The organism is Spirosoma lacussanchae, assembly GCF_005870035.1.
GTDB classification, from domain to species: domain Bacteria; phylum Bacteroidota; class Bacteroidia; order Cytophagales; family Spirosomataceae; genus Spirosoma; species Spirosoma lacussanchae.
In genome coordinates, this window is the sequence record NZ_SWJG01000011.1 from 16,909 (window position 1) to 34,217 (window position 17,309).

Genomic DNA, 17,309 nt, shown 5'->3' on the forward strand with positions numbered 1-17,309 from the left:
AAAGGGTTTCGGGTAATCACTAACTGGTACCCGAAACCCTTTACCGCTTATGTCGGACGACTATTTCATGGAAATTGCGCTTGGTCTGGCTGAGGAAGCCGCTGCCGACGGTGAGATTCCCGTTGGCGCCGTGGTAGTATGTCGCAACCGGATCATCGGGAAAGGCAAAAACCAGACCGAGCAGCTAAACGACGTAACCGCCCACGCCGAAATGCTGGCCATCACGGCCGCTACCCAGTCGCTGGGCGGCAAATACCTGACCGATTGTACGCTGTATGTTACCCTGGAGCCCTGTGTTATGTGCGCCGGGGCTTTGTACTGGGCCCAGATTAGCCGGTTAGTCATTGGCGCTGCCGATCCGAAACGGGGCTACAGCCGCGTTCAGCCAGCGCTCCTCCACCCCAAAACCCGACTCGAAACGGGCATTCTGGCCGAGGAAAGCGAACAGCTGCTCACGAACTTTTTTCGGCGGTTAAGAACATAATTTGGAAGAGGCTTGTTAAATCAACCGAGTTAACTTCCATCTAACGTATCCTAAAAATGGCTTTTGTACTAGATCCGCTACCCTACCCCAGTGATTCGCTGGAACCCAATATCGACAAGCAAACCATGGAAATTCACCACGATAAGCACCACAATGCTTACGTGACGAATCTGAACAATGCGATTGCCGGCACCGATCTCGAAAACAAATCCATTGAAGACCTGTTGGCTTCGATAAGCCAGGCTCCGGTAGCTGTTCGTAACAACGGGGGTGGTCACTATAACCATACGCTGTTCTGGAACACGATTTCGGGCAGCGGGGGCGGGCAGCCGACGGGCGAACTGGCCGACGCGATTAATCAGAAATTCGGCTCGTTCGACGCCTTCAAAGAGGAATTCACCAAAGCAGCTACCACGCGCTTCGGTTCGGGCTGGGCTTGGCTCATCGTAACCGCCGACGGTCAGCTGGCGGTAACCTCAACACCCAACCAGGACAATCCGTTGATGGATATCGCCGAAACGAAAGGATTTCCCATTATTGGGCTCGACGTTTGGGAGCATGCCTACTATCTGAAATACCAGAACCGCCGGCCTGAGTACATCTCGGCTTATTTCAACGTGGTAGACTGGGCCGCTGCTGAAAAAAGATATCAGCTGGGCAAACAGGCCTAACAAACGGAGAATGAATAATGTACACCAGACGGTGACGAATACAGGCCTACTTATTCTTCATTATCGGTTGTACATTATTCATTATTTATTATTTTTGCAGTCTCAAAACGGTGATTGTAGCTCAGTTGGTTAGAGCGTCGGATTGTGGTTCCGAAGGTCGCGGGTTCGAGCCCCGTCTTTCACCCTGCTAAAGCCCTGCTTCGTCAGGGCTTTTTTCATGCCCACCGGCCAACTTTCCGGCGGTACAGGTAGTTGCCCATTCATGAGAGTCAGTCTCCCCATACCATCCCGCTATCATTACAGGATACGTACTGTACTGCTGCTGGCCTACCTGGCCGGTATTATCGGATTGCAGCTACCGGCGCTGGCCGACTATTTCCGGCCGCTGAGTCCGCTTACGCTGATTAGCTCGCTGATCGTATTGCTGCTCTACCATACAGACTGGCGCCCTTCTTTTTATGTCTACATACTCGTTGCGTTCCTGACTGGTTTTTTCATTGAAGTGCTGGGCGTACATACGGGAATTATCTTCGGCCAGTATGCATACGGTCGGGGTCTGGGGTTTCAAATCTGGCGGGTACCACCGGTCATTGGCCTGAACTGGCTTACCCTTTCCTATTGCTGCGGTTCCGTCTGGGACCGGCTTCCTGCTGCTGCCTTCGTAAAAACGCTCGCAGCTGCCACTACCATGGTGCTGCTCGACCTGTTCATCGAGCCGGTCGCGATTTCTCTCGACTTCTGGACTTGGTTTGACCGGCCGGTACCGCTTCAGAACTACATAGGCTGGTGGATTGTATCGGTCGTATTGTTCAGTATATGGTTTATCTTACCCTTTCGCAAAGAAAACAGGATTGCCAAATGGCTCCTGGGGTTTCAGTTCTTATTCTTCGTAGCGCACTATTTGTTGATTCTTTTGAAAAAATAGTTAAACAAACTCCAACTATTACTGTTATTATATTGATTTTCTTAGTAATATTAGGGTCTGGTTTTGTGCACTTTATCGCGACGGGATCAGCTCAGTTCAAAGCTTCTCAACCGCGCTTACACTGCTTGTTCCGGTAGCCGCGCTGTCGGTAGCCATTCGTTAATTTGTCTCTCCGTAGCATTCACATATCATGAGCAATTACTCGATCAAGGATTTAGAGCAGTTGTCGGGCATCAAAGCGCATACATTGCGCATTTGGGAGCAGCGTTACAATATCATAACGCCGAAGCGAACCGACACTAACATACGCACCTACGATGATCAGGACCTGAAGCTGGTGCTGAACATATCGTTGCTGAAAGATCACGGCTACAAAATATCCGAAATCTCGAAGCTGTCTGTCGAGGATATGTACCGGGAGGTGATTAAAATCTCTGACCGTCAGCTCAACTACCCCGATCAGATTCACGCGCTGACCATTTCAATGATCGATCTCGACGAAGAGCGGTTCGAGAAAATCGTCAGTACCAACATTCTGCAGTTCGGCTTCGAGAATACGATGATTCATATCATCTATCCGTTTCTTAGCCGCATCGGTACACTTTGGGTGACGGGCTCGATCGGACCAGCTCAGGAACACTTCATCACCAACCTCATTCGGCAGAAGATCATTGTCGCCATCGACGGTCAGGTCAGTAAGCAGCGTCCCAATGGCAAAAAGTATATGCTTTTTCTGCCCGAAGGTGAGCTTCACGAGATCAGCCTGCTGTTTGCCAACTACATCATACGGGCGCGGTACAACAAGGTAATTTACCTCGGTCAGAGCCTGCCGTTCAACGAGCTGGTGTTCGCCTATAACGTTCACAAGCCCGATTACATGTTCACGGCTATAACGTCGGTACCCTCAAACCACGAAGTACAGCCGTTTGTCGACCGCATGGCCAAAGCCTTCCCTGAATCGAGCCTGCTATTTACCGGCTACCAGATTGTGGGACAGGACATCGACATGCCAGAGAACGCCACGGTGATCAACCAGATCGAAGATCTGATTCGGATTGCCGGCAACTAACGGTCAGCGGCAAAAGCCAGCGCCCGGCGTTCGGCATACGTATACGCATCGCGGGCGACCATAAATCCGACATGCCCTCCAGAGCGGGGCGTCTCCAGAAATATATGCGGATGGGTTTGGGCCAGCCAGTTGGGCGAGCACTCAGGCGACAGTAATGGGTCGTTCTGTGCATTCAGCAGCAGCGTTGGGATACGGATACCAGCCATGAAATTGACAGCCGATGCCTGTTCGTAGAAATCGTCGGCATCGCGGTAGTCGTTAACGGGCGCCGAGAAATAGTCATCGAAATCGCGCCAGCGTCGGACCAGCCGGAGTTTTGTCATATCGAGCCGACCCGGATAGCGGTCGGCTTTCTGATTTAATTTGACGGCCAGTTTCTTCATGAATCGGTTTCGGTAAAACCGATTGCCGGGTCGGTCCAGCAGCAGCGCACTGGCGCCCAGATCGGTGGGCGACGAAATAGCGATGCCACTCGTCAGCACATCGGGCAACTCCTGGCCATGCACACCCAAGTATTTCAGGGTAATATTGCCGCCCATGCTGAAGCCTACCAGTACAACCTGCGTATACGACTTTGTCCGCAGCGCATGGGTTATCACCTCGCCCAGATCTCCGATCTCACCGTGGTTGTACAAACGGAAAGCCTGATTCATTTCGCCACTGCACGAACGGCAGTTCCAGGCCAGCACGTCGTAGCTATGCTGCGCGAACAATTTGGCCATACCACGCATGTACTGGCGGTTGCTGTCGCCTTCGAGCCCGTGGGTCAGTATGACCAGCCGGTTCTGGCCCTGATCCAGCCAGTCCAGATCAACGAAATCACCATCGGCCAGGATAAGCCGCTCGCGTTCGTAGCTGACCCCGCTCACGCTACGGGTAAGACTGGGGATAACCGTTTGCAGATGACCGTTATACTGGTACGAAGGCGGACCCGGGTAAGCGGAAGAAATGATCGGCATATTGATAAAACAACGGCTACATTTGGCAGTTTACTTCAGCACCACCTTTTCATACGGGGTCGCCACCGACCAACTCGCATGCAGTTTGCCAAATACTTATCTGTTGCTATTGCCAGCACCATCAAGTTTGCTGGTGGTCCGCTTACCGGGCTGGCCCTGGGCCTGAGCTGGATCGAGACGGCGCTCTGCACCATTGTTGGTATGATGCTGAGCGTCATTGCCATCACGTATGCGGGGGCGGCTATTCAACTGCTCTCCCAACGAATCCGGAAACAAACTCCCAAACGCTTTACCCGCCGGACCCGGCTGGCGGTTCGTATTTACAAACGGTCGGGCCTGCTGGGTATAGCGTTCCTGACTCCGCTTATTCTGACGCCAATTGGGGGTACAGCCCTGGCCGTTTCGTTCCGCCTGGGGCGAGGTCAGATCCTGCTCTATATGCTCGGCAGTGCCGTTTTGTGGGCCTGTGTTCAGACGCTGGCGCTCTACCAGATACCGGGCGCGCAGGAGTTCTTCAAGCGATAAACGACTTCGTTCAGGAGCGGCCTACCGGCTAACGGTTTGCGGAGCGGTACTCGTCTTCTTCCGGAAATCGCCCCTCGAAAAGTACTTCTCGATCAGGCAATACATCAGAATAAAGAAATAGCGACTGCCCATCTCCTTGATCTTCAGCTTCGACTCCCCGTACTTACGATTGGTCCAGCTGTTGGGAACAACGGCATAGCTATACCCGCGCACGATGGCTTTTAGGGGTAGCTCGACGGTTAGGTTGAAGTGCGGAGATAGAAACGGTTTAACTCCTTCTATCGTCTCGCGCTTATAAAGCTTGAAGGCGTTGGTGGTGTCATTGTACTGAATACCCATTACCACCTTCACGATAAAGTTGGCTACGCGGTTGATGACTTTCTTCAGCGCCGGGTAATCGATTACCTTTCCATCGCGGCCCCAGCGCGAGCCGAAAACCGCATCGACGCCTGTTTCGCGCATTTTGTTATAGAACTTGACCAGATCTTCCGGATCGTCGGAGAGGTCGGCCATGAAAACAGCAACGCAGTCGCCGGTGAAGCGTTCCAGTCCGTATCGTACCGCATAGCCAAACCCATTGGGGCCCGGGTTGGTAAAATAAACCAGCGTGGGAATCTCGGTGGCTGCCAGCTCCTGCAGCACCCGGAGCGTACCATCTTTCGAGTTATCGTTGGTTACGCATATTTCATGCGGAATCCCGTGTTTGGCCAGCGTCTGGTACAACGCCCGGAGAGTTGGTGGCAGTGATTCCTCTTCATTATAAGCCGGTATGACGACGCTTAATTTCATAACAGTCGGGCGCGGGCAGGTCCCCGCTCTAAGTCTCGTTTAGTGTACAGCCGGTTTCCAGTGATCAGGCACATCGGGTACGGCCTCCCGTATTCGCGCCAGTATATCGTTGGGCAGTGGCCCCAGAGCCTCGGCCGCACAGTTGGCGGCTACCTGATGAGCGTTGCGCGCACCCGGAATAATGACTGATACGGCCTCGTTCGACAGGCAGAAGCGCAGCGCCGACGTAGCCAGTCCACCGGGTAGCTCCTCCAGAAAGGCCAGGCTCCGGACCGACGTAAGCAGCCAGTTACGGTCGCGGTCGGGTAAATAGTGGCGGTACTGATCGGGTGGGAAGCTAGGCTCCTGCGTCAGGTAAGCGGGATTCAGGAAACCCGATGCCAGCGGCACGCGACCGATAAAGGTGTATGAACCGGCTTCGGAGGTATTGAACAACACCGTTTCGGCCCGCCGGTCGAGGGCGTTGTAGATCACCTCCAGCACCGAGCCGAATCCGGCTTCCATGACCCGACGAGCTCCGTATACGCTTTTTGAGCTGACGCCGTACGCACCGATCTTACCGGCCTGTATGAGCTGATCGAAGGGAGCTGGGTCGTACGCTGACCAGTCGAAGTTGTCGGGAGGACTATGCAGCAACAGGACGTCGAGCCGGTCGCGGCCCAGCCGGTCGAGGCTGTCCTCAACCGCTTTGTGCAGGTAGGCCGGGCTAAAATCCTGGGGCTGACTGGCGGGAGTCAGTACGTTGCCAAACTTGGTGCAGATGATGGCGTCGGGTCGATTGGCGAGTGCCCGTTTCAGAAAGCGTTCCGACTGACCGGCGCCGTAGCTATCGGCCGTATCGAAGAAGCGAACGCCCTGTTCCAGCGCGGCATGAACCGTTTGAACAGCCGCCGTTTCGTCAATGTCGCCCCAGCCCGTAGCGCGTCCGCTCTGCACGTTGGGCCCGCCAAACTGCCAGGTACCCAGGCCAATACGCGAGCCGTATCTGTTGGTTTGTTGATTGCTCATATACATGTTTCAGCAGGTCGGGCCGTATGAACAATCTTCATACGGCCCGACCTGCTGAAACGAAAAAGCGAATTTATACCGTTTCGGTAGCTGGTGTCAGGATGATTTTACCTTTAATCAGGCTACGCTGGCCGGGGAACTCGGCAAAGAACGCGTTACGTCCATGCAGCACCCGGTCATCGTGGAAGAACACAGCCTCCCCTTTCTGCAACTGCAGCGGCATGACCAGACCGGCATTATGAACGCGTGACTCCATGAAATTCTGGAACCGCTCGACCAGATCCAGCACTTCGGGGCTGTTTTCTTCTTTCGAGATACAGTAGTAATTGTAGTTGGCCAGATAGCCTTCTTCGTCCTTATCGATAATCTTGCGCACTTTGCGGCTGCCCCCTTTTTCGTGGACAACGTCGGTACGCAGCAGTTCGTCGAGCAGGGTATCTTCACCGTCGAGTTTGAGGCACTCGACCAGTTCGTCCAGCTCGAAGAAGGTAGTGGCTCCACCAATTTTGGCCCGCGATGCGCAGTAGAAGAAGTTAACGGCCTCTTCGCCGTACAGCTCTACGTACGAGTCGTCGGTATGCAGGGGCTGGCGCGTGTTGCTCGACCGGTAGCGATCCGGAATCTGCGGATCGTAAGTGATGTCGATCCAACGGTTGCCGGTCTGCTGACCCGTTTTGATGTCTTCATCGGCCGCATGGATTTTTCCGATGGTTTCGGAAAGGCGGCTGTAGAAATCATGTACGGGCAATTCTTCTTTGAACCCGGCCAGATGCACCACTCTATTGTTCAGAACGGCTTCTTTCACGTTCTGTATGGTCTCGTCGAGCGTAGTGTAGGTAACCTGCTTGAAAAAATTCATAGCGTCCTGACGTTTAAAATCTGTTTACAAGGTACTAATCAACCAATTGACAACCAAAAAGCGACTGACGTACGCTTAATTATTTAGAATCCGGTATAAACCGAGAGCCACTTTGCTGTAGGTACGCGCTACCGCCGGGGGCAGCACGTAATCGCGAATCATGTCTTTCACCTCACGCCAGCCGGGTCGGGCCAGCCTTATGTACTTACCGACGATGGGCAAACGGGCCGAGTACGAATGGCGGTACCGTTCGGCGTTTAGCATCATCTTGTAGTACCGGGCTATGTTCCGCTGCAGCTTCCGGTCATACTGGTAGTTCAGTTCGCGGTTGATGCTTTCGTACATAGCAATTCGGTTACGCAGGAACACTTCGTTGTCGTACCGGTCGGTGAAACTGGTACCACCCTGATTTTTCCGGTATACCGACATCAGATCGGGCAGATACCCGATCTTGCCCTGTTTCGCTTTCAGAATGAGCCGTGGAATGTCGCCACTAACGGACTCGCTGAACCAGGCCGGATACTCCCGTATACTGTTCCGGTACATGGTGCTGGAGGTAGCCATGAACCAGATCTCGTCTTCGCCAATCAGGTCATCGACCGTAAAAAACGGTTTCGTGTCGGGCCCGTTCAGTACGTGTTCGGGTGTGCCGTCTTCGTACGTAATCAGCGCGTTATGAAACACCATCGAGTAATCAGGGTGGGCATCCAGAAAATCGGCCTGTTTCTGCAGTTTCAGCGGATCAGTCCAATAGTCGTCGCCATCCATCAACGCGTAGTATTCGCCCCGGGCCCGTTTCAGCGTTTCCAGGAAGTTGATACCCCCGTTTTTACCCATGTTGCGTGGGTGCAATATCCCGATTACCAGGCCCGGATGGTTCTGTTCGTACTCCCGGATGATGTCTCGCGTTCCATCATTCGAAAAGTCATCGCCCACCAGTATTTCGATAGGAAACGATGTTTGTTGAGCCAGTGCGCTATCAATCGCTTTTCGGATGAACCGCTTCTGGTTATAGGTAATAATGAGAACGCTGACTTTCATTAAACGGCTACTTCTTTCGCCTGTGTAATTTGTTTCTTCCAGCCCTGCGGCTCTTCGTTATCGGCAGGCGTACCCCATGGATCGTAGAAAGGAAGGATAGCCACCCAGCGCCCGGCCGGATCTTCCCAGCTAAACCGGTCGGCAAAGCTCGACGGACTAACCCAGTGGGGCAGGTCGTATCGGAACAGGATCATATCACCCATGTCTTGGTATCCTTCGGTTTCAACGATATGGTCGTTGATCACATAACCCGTACCGCCCGAGGTATAATCCTTACCGTACTGGTTCAGTGCCAGAATCATACCCACTTTCTGCGGGTTGAGCGGGTGCCAGTGCCGGCCGAAGAAGCTGCCGCCCAGCGGGTAGTGGGTAACCTGCGGGTGGAAATACGGCTGTCCGCGCCGGATGCCGAACGCTTCGTTGTTGCCGGTCATGTCGTTCCAGAAGCCACGCACCGGATCGAATACGTTCAGCAGGGTTTCTTTGAACGGGGCCTCGAGGTCCAGAATGGCATCGAACGTATGATCGTGGAATAGCTGCGGAGCCTTTTGAATCTTGGCAATATGCAGCCGCTGTTTGTGCTGGTTGTTGTCAAACGTATCAGGACCTTCGGCCAGGGGCGTCTGAGCGGCCCACTGGCGGGTTTGCTCGATAACGGCCGATAAGGCTGCTTGTGGAAGGCCTGTCTTAATGATGACGATGTTTGGTTCGTTCACCAGCCGCATCACTTCGTCGAACGGAATTTCGGGTACGATCTGTCCGTCCTTAACTTCGGCGTTTACCTTGATGATGTATTTAGCTACTTCCTGCATAGTGTATTAGGATGTTGTAGGCAATTTAACGGTCAACTTGTCGAAAACCCAGACGCTGGGCGGTTTCTTAGCCAATGGAGACGTGTAAAACTAGTCTGACCAGTTGGGTTAACGCGCTGACCCAGCTCATGGTTCGGGCTGATTAACCGCATAACCAAATCCAGACGCGCCGAAGCCGTTGCCGTTATACAGCATAACCAGCTGATCGCGGTGCGGGAAGATGTGACAGTAGTCCATCATCAGCGAGTCCCAGCCCTCGGCCGAGCGTTCAATACCGGCCTGGTCGTCGGTACGGGTCCAGGTCAGCCCGTCTTTCGATTCGGCACAGCCAATCCGGTAGCTACGCTGCACGTCGGTCCGGTAGTTCGTGGCGCTGCGGTAGGAGAAATACATGCGGTAGAGGTCGCCGTCGCGAAATACCGTGGGCCGGCCGATGGCGTCGGTGAAGTCATCGTACCCCACGCAGACATGCCCGGTACGCTCCCACTTGAGACCGTCTTTCGATTCAGCATATTTCACGTCATAGAACGGCTCGGGATGCCCGTCAATCACTTCAATTTTGGTACACGACAGGTACCACATGCGCCATATATCGCCTTCGCGGATCACGCAGGGCTGCGCTACCCACACCTGGTCGTAGATAGACCGGTCGAGCAGCGGCCCGGTATATTTACGCTCAAACGTCAGCCCACCATCGCGGCTGATGGCCAGGCCGATACCCAGGCGGTAGCTGGCAGTTTCGCTTTTGTTCCAGCCCGTATAATAAAGCCAGATTTCGTCTTCACCCGCTTCGTTCGTAACCGGCACAAACCAGGATGGCATCGTTCCGGCTTCGTCAAACATACCTACTGCGCCTTTGCTCAGGCAGGCTTTGTCATGAACATACGTAACCGTTGAGAGATTGTCGGGGTCGAGTTCTACAAAGGAGGTCGATGAGGATGCATTCTCATCGCGGGTCGAGAAATAAACTCGTAGTTTATCCTGGAGCGGATAACCAAATGGTACCTGAGCGTGAGTCCGGCTGAACGGCTGATCACCAGCTGGTTTGTAAACGAGACCTTGTTTTTTCCAATTCATGTGTATTACTGGTTGCTGAAGCCGAGCCAGGGGCGATGAACCGGGCGGGCCCAGTAGCAGAAGCAACGGGCCGGGCTGATTGTTCACCTTTTCTGACCGGATTTAATGGTAATGCTGGTACCACTGCTGGAAAACCATTAGGGTCCAGAGCAGTTTGCGATGATTTTGTTTGCCGGCATAGTGCTCCTGCTGAAGCTGCCGAACGTAAGCGGGGTCGAACAGACCGTGCTGCTGCAACGACGCGTCGGAGAGCAACTCGTTGCAGAGGGGCTTCAGTTCGTTCCGGAGCCACTGCGAGAGCGGAATACCGAATCCTTTTTTGGGCCGGTCGATGATCTCGTTCGGAATCTTGTTGCGCATCAGGGCTTTCAGGATGTATTTACCGGATAGCCCTTTCCGCTTGAACGACTCAGGCAGGCTGTTGGCAAAATCAACGATCCGGTAATCGAGAAAGGGCGCGCGTACTTCGAGCGAGTTATACATACTGGCCCGGTCAACCTTTACCAGAATATCATCGAGCAGGTACGTCATGTAATAGATATACGACGTCTGATCAAAGGCGCTGGTAGACGCGGGCAGATTGGCCAGGTGCTTATCGATCAGGCCCAGGCCCGTTCGGTCGGTTAGCCGGGCCAGCACATCGGCACTGAGCAACGATCGTTTCTGAGCCGGCGAGAAGCTACCCAGCCATAACGTATGCGTATAGGCCGGTTTCTCCTGAAATCCTTTCAGAAACTGTTTGGCTTTAAAATCAAGGCTGATGTTATTATCGCTGACGGGTATCAGCTCGGCCACGCGATTGGCCAGCGAGTGCATCAGCTTAGGCATCCGCCCGTATACACCCCGTACGTAATCAGACGTAAAGGTTGGATAACCGGCCAACAGTTCGTCGCTGCCGTCGCCCCCCAGCGCTACGGTCACTTGCTCGCGGGTAAACTGCGACAGCAGATAGGTCGGAATAATCGATGCGTCGGCAAACGGCTCGTCGAGCTCGGTAGCGATACCGGGCAGCAGATCGAGCGAATCGCGGGCGGTCAGCACCTTCTCGTGGTGGTCGGTACCCAGGTGTTTGGCCACGGCCCGGGCATAGTCGGCTTCGTCGTACGATTTTTCCTTGAAGCCGATCGAAAACGTCTGGATGGGTCTGTCGCTGTTTTTCTGGGCGTAGTACGCAATGGTTGAGCTGTCCAGCCCACCGCTCAGAAACACGCCCAGCGGCACATCGGCCACCAGCCGCGACGCCGTAGCGTCGTTGAGCAACTCATCGAACCGGTTCAGGGCCGTCTCGAACGTAATGGGCTGGTGGTTGAACTGCACCGTCCAGAACGGTTTGCGGGCCGTAACCTGGCCCTTCTCGAATAGCAGGTAATGGCCGGGTTCGAGTTTCTGAATATCCTGGTAGATGCTGTACGGCGTTGGTACGTACTCGAACGTCAGGTAGGCGTTCAACGCATCGGGGCTGATCGTTTTAGACACGAGCGGGTGCTGCAGCAACGATTTCGGCTCCGAACCGTAGATAAGCGTATCTCCTTTGATGCTGTAATGCAGCGGCTTTTTGCCCATGCGGTCGCGGGCCAGCAGCGTTTTGCCGGTCCGGAAGTCGTAGATCGCAAAGGCAAACATGCCGTTGATTTTCCCGAACAGGTCTTCGCCGTATTCCTCATACAGATAAAGCAGCACTTCCGTATCGGAAGTTGTCCGGAACGTATATTTTCCGGACTGCTGCAGCTCTTCTTTTAGGCTGAGGTAGTTATAAATCTCGCCGTTGAAGACGATACCGATAGTCTGGTCGGCATTGAAAAAAGGCTGGTTAGCGCCTGAGCTCAGGTCAATGATGCTAAGCCGGGCATGCCCTAACCCAACGGCGGCATCGAACCGGCCGGGTTGCCACCAACCACCCTGAAAATCGGGCCCACGGTGCTTCAGTTGCCGAATCATCCGCAACAGGTCATCTTCTGTGCCCCGCCCGCTAAATCCCGCTATTCCACACATAGTCGTTATGAGTCAAGACCGGAGCCCAGGCGCTCGTGGCGCGGCTCCGGCGTTATGGTTTTACGTTTTACCGCATCCGAACCCGCTCCGACTGCGCATCAGAACGGCCCGTATAAGCTTCTTCCGGCGCGTCGAAGTTGATCAGCTCCTTAACGGTATAGGTTGTCTTGTGCTGCGACTCGTAATACGTCCGCATCAGTATTTCGGCCATTACGCCCATCAGAATGAGCTGAATACCTACAATGAAGAACATCGACGCAATGGTTGGCAGTGGCGTTTCGACCAGGTCTTTCTCGCCGGTTATCTTGAAATAGGTAGCCAGTAAGGTTGCCACGAAGGCAACCAGAAACGCCAGAATACCGGCCCCGCCAAAAAAGTGGATGGGCCGCTGCATGTATTTCTCCAGGAATTTGATCAGCACCAGATCGAGCAACACTTTGTAAGTCCGAAAAATGCCGTAGTTGCTTTTCCCGAACCGGCGCGGCTGGTAGTTGACGGGCTGCTCGGTGACTCGCCCGCCCTGCCAGGCGCAGTAAACCGGAATGAACCGGTGCATCTGCCCATAGAGGGTTACGTCTTTGATCACCTCCCGGCGGTAGGCTTTGAGGGTACAGCCGTAGTCGTGCAGCCGAACGCCCGAGATCGAGCTGATCAGCTTGTTGGCGGTCATAGAGGGTAGCTTACGCGTGAGGAATTCATTTTTCCAGCGATTTTGCCGCCACCCGCTGACCACATCATAGCCCTCGTCGAGCCGGGCAATCAGGTTGGGAATATCATTCGGGTCGTTCTCCAGATCGCTGTCGATGAGTACGATCACCTCGCCCGACGCGTGCTGAATGCCCGCATTGATCGCGGCCGTTTGTCCGAAATTACGCTTGAAATTAATGGCCTTCACCCGTGGATTGCGCGCACAGACGGCCCGAAGCTGGTCCAGCGAATCGTCTTTCGAGCCATCGTTTACAGCAATAATTTCATAGTCGTACTGCCCTATCGCACTTTCGAGCGTGTCGAACAGGATAGGGATACTCTTCGATTCATTATAAATCGGCACTATGACGGAAAGATAGGTCATACAAACTGGGTTGTTGAGTAGGTCGCCGGGACCTGATGGCTGTGAATACGGATACGGCACTAAGTACTAGAAACGGATAAAACGGAACCAGATAACGGGTTTCGGCGTGACGCAGGGCAAACGCATAGACAAAGACACAGTAGCCCAGTGCCATTGGCAAAAACAAAAGTATATCATTTTTACGCCAGCCGCGCCGAAGCAGCAGTACGAGTCCAATCAGACCCGGGATCAGCACCAGTGCATAATGATACAGCCGCAGCAGCAACCGGGGCCAGTGCGCCGGTATCATGTCGTCCAGAAACGAGTAACCCCAGGTACCGTGCAAGAACGTGAACAGGTAGCGCACCGGCGACCAGACGTAGTACACCAGCGGGTTATCCTCCCGAACGGAGCGGGTATACCGCCCCAGTTTGGCCCGGACCTGACTTTCGAGCATCTGTTTCCGCAGCGAGTCAATATTCGGATTGTTACCCAGCTCAAAGTACAACTCCCTGATCTGAATCATTGAGTCGCGGTTAAACTTGCTGGTATATACGTAAGCAGGGGGCGGGCCAAGCTGCTCGTCGACGTACCAGCGCAGGGGCGGCAGGTACCGGTTGTTGCCCCAGCCCATCAGCCACCGCAGATCGGTATTCGGAAACCAGAACGCGAAATCTTCGCCGTAGGTCTGGCAGAACGCAACCATATCGAAGTAGTTGGTAGGCCAGAACGTATTGGCATACCACGGGTTTTTCAGCAGGGGTATTACTTCGCCGTACTGCCGGTAGTTACGTACCATCCAGGCGCCATCAACAATCAGAAACGGCAGTAAAAACGTAAAACTATAGCGGGCCAGCTGCCGAAATACCAGACGCCCCCGCAGCCAGCGTATCGTCCAGACCGCAACCGGAATGGCTAGTAGGGGCAGGTGGGCTGGCTTCAGGAAAACAGACCAGGTCAGCCACGCCCCGGCTACCAGCAACGGTAGCCGCCGGTCAGGGTTTTGCTCGAACCGAATCCAGGCATACAGAAAAAAGATCGATACCGACGCAGCAAAGCTCTCGGTCAGGAAATAGCCGTCGAAAACGCTGGCGAACGGGCTGAACAGGTAGATAAAATACGCCCAATAGAAGGCTCGCTCCGACTGGAACAGGTCCCGTGCTACCAACCCAAGTGCGTATACCGATACCACCGCCAGCAGCAGCTGAAGCACGATGATGATATTACAGGCTACGGCCGGACTGAACAGCAGCCGGAACGCCAGATAGACGCCCGAGTAGCCCGGCATCCGATCATCGGTTTTAAAGCCATGATGCAACAACAGCTCCTCAACGGGCTGTATATACGTCATCATGTCGCCATTGCTCTGCCCCCAGAATCCGTCTATGTCATGTTTGTAGGTCTGTGTCAGATACCAACAGAAAAACAGCCCTTTTACCACGAGGGCCAGGGCCAGCCAGTACAATCGGGACGAAGACGGACGGAGCCGTGAGCGCGCCATCATGTGTATACGGTTTTATACCAGGTTACGAATCGACTTAATCCTTCTTCAAGAGTAATTTTTGGTTGATACCCCAATAGTTCAGCCGCCCTCGACACGTCGGCGTAGGTACGCTCCACGTCGCCGGGTTGTTTGGGCAGGTGCTGAACCTGAGGGGGTTTGTTCATCAATCGGTACAACGTTGTTACCAGCGTTTGCAGCGTAACGGGGCTGTTATTACCGAGGTTTATAATCTCATAGGCCCGAGGATGGGTGTCAAGATAAGCCAGCGCAGCCACAATTCCATCGACCGTGTCGCTTACGTACGTATAATCGCGTGAGGTATCGCCCTGACCAAACATAGGAATCGGCTGGTCGGCGGCTATCATGCGGACAAACTTATGAATCGCCAGATCAGGCCGTTGCCGTTCTCCGTATACCGTAAAGAACCGCAGGTTAACCACGCCCATCCCGTACAGATGGTGGTAGTTATGCGTCAACAACTCACACGACCGCTTGGTAAAGGCGTAAGGCGAGATGGGTTCGTCTACGGTGTCGGTTTCGCTAAACGGAATTTTCTCATTATTCCCGTACACCGACGACGACGATGCGAACACCATTTTGCCTACCTGCTGCTCCCGCATCCAGTCCAGCAGATTATTGGTACCGGCAATGTTGGTACTGATATAATCGGCGGGCTGTTCGATAGATGGCCGAACACCGGCTTTGGCCGCAATATGAATGACCGCGTCAATACCGGAACCCAGTTGCGTCAGCCAGTCCCGGTCACGAATGTCAGCTTCAATGAACGTGAAAGCCTCGTGGTTCAGAACGGTCGACAGGTTTCGTTCTTTAACAGAGCGTTCGTAAAACGAATCGAAGTTATCGACGCCAATTACCCGGTATCCGCTGCCGAGCAGCCGTTCGGTCAAGTGGCTGCCAATGAAACCTGCGCATCCCGTCACTAAAAGTTGGGCAGAACGTGTCATGTGTTGTCTCTCGGGCGGGGCAACCGTTTACGGTTTTCGGTTCCCCAATCAGTTAGGTAGGTATGCTCAGCCGAGCCACCATACTATCGTGAATCTGGGTCATCGTTTCGCGTAGATCGAAGGTCCAGTCCCAGCCAGGATAGTGTTGTTTAAATTTGGTAAGGTCTGAAATATACCAGATATGATCGCCCGAACGGTTCGTATCCGAATACTGGTAGTTCATCTTGTTGCCTGAGATTTCTTCACAGAGCGCAATGGCTTCGAGCATCGAGCAATTGGCGTAACGACCGCCACCGGCGTTATATACCTCGCCTGGTCTGGGGTTCTGATAGAAATGCCAGAACATATTAACCAAATCCCAACTGTGAATGTTATCACGAACCTGTTTCCCCTTGTAACCGAAGATGGTATACTGGTTGCCGGTGATGACGCATTTCATCAGGTAGGACAGGAAGCCATGGAGCTGCGCACCCGAGTGATTAGGCCCCGTCAGGCAACCGCCCCGGAACACGGCCGTCTTCATACCGAAGTAGCGACCATACTCCTGCACCATAATATCGGCGGCCACTTTGCTGGCGCCAAATATGGAGTGTTTGGTATGATCGAGGCTCATGTGCTCGTCGATCCCGTTCTGGAAATAGGGGTGATTCTGATCGATTTCCCAACGCGTCTCGGTCTCGATCAGCGGCAGGAAGTTCGGATTATCGCCGTAGACCTTGTTGGTCGATGTGAAGATAAAAACGGCTTCGGGGCAGTGCAGGCGGGTCATCTCGAGCAGATTGACAGTTCCCACTGCGTTGACGCCAAAATCAGTAAATGGCTCGCGGGCGGCCCAGTCGTGGCTGGGTTGCGCTGCGGTGTGCAGTACCAGCTTGATGTCGGTCCCGTATTCCTGGAAAATAGTTTCCAGCTGCGCCACCTCCCGAATATCAGCCGCGCGATGCTGATAGTTCTTGTATGTTTCTGACAGGCGATTGCGGTTCCATTCCGTAGAGCCATCTGCTCCGAAGAAGTACTGCCGCATGTTGTTGTCTACGCCAACGACGAGATCGAACTTGTCGGCGAAAAATGCAACTGCCTCACTGCCGATTAAACCGGCCGAACCCGTGACTAATGCAATATTCATGGTGTATTCTGATGCATTTACCGAAAAAGCTAACCGAAAAGTCCTATTGTTAGCCGTGCTTTACCGGACAAAGTAACGGAAAATTTACAATTCAGCACAAGGATATTTAGCAACCGTACAGGCAAAACAAAAGCGACAGGCTGATCTGTGAGAAATCAGCCTGTCGCCTGCGTGCCATTTAATAAATTGAGTAACTACGCGCCTTCGCCAATCGTACCCGCTCCGAACAGCTTCTCACGGATTTTTTGGGTCCGTCCTTCCAGAGCCGGGTTGGGCGTATACTTATATTTTGACTGAACAGCCGCCGAGTCTTTTCCGGGACCGTATACGTAGGGATCGTTCTGGCGGTAATCCGACTGCCGAATGGTGTTATATTTCTGGTAGTCACACGAAGCCAGCGACAGGATCGACACGGCCAATACTACTACACTCGTTACGCGTTTCATAGTCAC

At 53.7% G+C, this 17,309-nt stretch carries 18 protein-coding genes and 1 tRNA gene; 6 read left to right on the forward strand and 13 right to left on the reverse strand.

Translation table 11 applies throughout. The features are described 5' to 3' along the window. Positions 1–49: 49 nt before the first annotated feature. The 5 genes from FBR45_RS23990 (at position 50) to FBR45_RS24010 (ending at position 3,149) form a co-directional block, all read left to right on the forward strand. On the forward strand, positions 50–484 hold the full coding sequence (locus tag FBR45_RS23990) for a nucleoside deaminase (RefSeq protein WP_138507032.1): 435 nt from the start codon (positions 50–52) through the stop codon (positions 482–484). 56 nt (positions 485–540) lie between these two features. Then, entirely contained in the window at positions 541–1,155 is a 615-nt protein-coding gene (locus FBR45_RS23995; protein WP_077922160.1) for a superoxide dismutase, read from the forward strand. 109 nt (positions 1,156–1,264) lie between these two features. Next, positions 1,265–1,340 (forward strand) — tRNA-His (locus FBR45_RS24000). Between the two features lie 77 nt (positions 1,341–1,417). Next, entirely contained in the window at positions 1,418–2,080 is a 663-nt protein-coding gene (locus FBR45_RS24005) for a carotenoid biosynthesis protein (protein ID WP_138507033.1), read from the forward strand. A gap of 190 nt (positions 2,081–2,270) precedes the next feature. After that, the gene (locus FBR45_RS24010; protein ID WP_077922162.1) at positions 2,271–3,149 is read left to right on the forward strand and encodes a MerR family transcriptional regulator; all 879 of its coding nucleotides are present in this window, start codon (positions 2,271–2,273) and stop codon (positions 3,147–3,149) included. Here FBR45_RS24010 and FBR45_RS24015 read toward each other — a convergent pair. Then, on the reverse strand, positions 3,146–4,108 hold the full coding sequence (locus tag FBR45_RS24015) for a YheT family hydrolase (protein WP_138507034.1): 963 nt from the start codon (positions 4,106–4,108) through the stop codon (positions 3,146–3,148). The genes FBR45_RS24010 and FBR45_RS24015 overlap by 4 nt on opposite strands. Positions 4,109–4,186: 78 nt before the next feature. Between FBR45_RS24015 and FBR45_RS24020 the strand changes: the two genes are divergently transcribed. Further along, positions 4,187–4,633, forward strand: a complete 447-nt coding sequence (locus tag FBR45_RS24020) for a hypothetical protein (RefSeq protein ID WP_077922163.1) — start codon at positions 4,187–4,189, stop codon at positions 4,631–4,633. 21 nt (positions 4,634–4,654) lie between these two features. On the opposite strand, the gene FBR45_RS24025 is transcribed toward FBR45_RS24020, so the two are convergent. The 12 genes from FBR45_RS24025 to FBR45_RS24080 all read right to left on the reverse strand — a co-directional run bounded on the left by FBR45_RS24025 (position 4,655) and on the right by FBR45_RS24080 (position 17,303). After that, on the reverse strand, positions 4,655–5,422 hold the full coding sequence (locus tag FBR45_RS24025) for a glycosyltransferase family 2 protein (protein ID WP_138507035.1): 768 nt from the start codon (positions 5,420–5,422) through the stop codon (positions 4,655–4,657). A 39-nt stretch (positions 5,423–5,461) separates the two neighbouring features. Next, positions 5,462–6,430: an aldo/keto reductase gene (locus FBR45_RS24030; protein ID WP_138507036.1), complete on the reverse strand. Its 969-nt coding sequence runs from the start codon at positions 6,428–6,430 to the stop codon at positions 5,462–5,464. Between the two features lie 73 nt (positions 6,431–6,503). Continuing rightward, positions 6,504–7,289 (reverse strand): TauD/TfdA family dioxygenase, encoded by a 786-nt coding sequence (locus FBR45_RS24035; RefSeq protein ID WP_077922166.1) that lies wholly within the window; start codon positions 7,287–7,289, stop codon positions 6,504–6,506. A 75-nt stretch (positions 7,290–7,364) separates the two neighbouring features. Next, a complete protein-coding gene (locus FBR45_RS24040) occupies positions 7,365–8,330 on the reverse strand; it encodes a glycosyltransferase family 2 protein (RefSeq protein WP_138507037.1) in 966 nt (321 codons plus the stop codon). Then, positions 8,330–9,142: a hypothetical protein gene (locus FBR45_RS24045; RefSeq protein ID WP_138507038.1), complete on the reverse strand. Its 813-nt coding sequence runs from the start codon at positions 9,140–9,142 to the stop codon at positions 8,330–8,332. The genes FBR45_RS24040 and FBR45_RS24045 overlap by 1 nt, the downstream gene beginning before the upstream one ends. A gap of 126 nt (positions 9,143–9,268) precedes the next feature. After that, a complete protein-coding gene (locus tag FBR45_RS24050) occupies positions 9,269–10,219 on the reverse strand; it encodes a glycoside hydrolase family protein (protein ID WP_138507039.1) in 951 nt (316 codons plus the stop codon). Between the two features lie 102 nt (positions 10,220–10,321). After that, positions 10,322–12,211 (reverse strand): asparagine synthase (glutamine-hydrolyzing), encoded by a 1,890-nt coding sequence (gene asnB / locus FBR45_RS24055; protein WP_138507040.1) that lies wholly within the window; start codon positions 12,209–12,211, stop codon positions 10,322–10,324. Positions 12,212–12,278: 67 nt separating this feature from the next. Next, positions 12,279–13,283, reverse strand: a complete 1,005-nt coding sequence (locus FBR45_RS24060; RefSeq protein WP_138507041.1) for a glycosyltransferase family 2 protein — start codon at positions 13,281–13,283, stop codon at positions 12,279–12,281. Then, on the reverse strand, positions 13,249–14,766 hold the full coding sequence (locus FBR45_RS24065) for a hypothetical protein (protein ID WP_138507042.1): 1,518 nt from the start codon (positions 14,764–14,766) through the stop codon (positions 13,249–13,251). Before FBR45_RS24065 ends, FBR45_RS24060 begins: the two co-directional genes overlap by 35 nt. Further along, entirely contained in the window at positions 14,763–15,731 is a 969-nt protein-coding gene (locus FBR45_RS24070; RefSeq protein ID WP_138507043.1) for a GDP-mannose 4,6-dehydratase, read from the reverse strand. The genes FBR45_RS24065 and FBR45_RS24070 overlap by 4 nt, the downstream gene beginning before the upstream one ends. 52 nt (positions 15,732–15,783) lie before the next feature. Beyond that, positions 15,784–16,857: an NAD-dependent epimerase/dehydratase family protein gene (locus FBR45_RS24075; protein ID WP_077922174.1), complete on the reverse strand. Its 1,074-nt coding sequence runs from the start codon at positions 16,855–16,857 to the stop codon at positions 15,784–15,786. Between the two features lie 194 nt (positions 16,858–17,051). After that, the gene (locus FBR45_RS24080) at positions 17,052–17,303 is read right to left on the reverse strand and encodes a hypothetical protein (RefSeq protein WP_077922175.1); all 252 of its coding nucleotides are present in this window, start codon (positions 17,301–17,303) and stop codon (positions 17,052–17,054) included. Positions 17,304–17,309 lie beyond the last annotated feature (6 nt).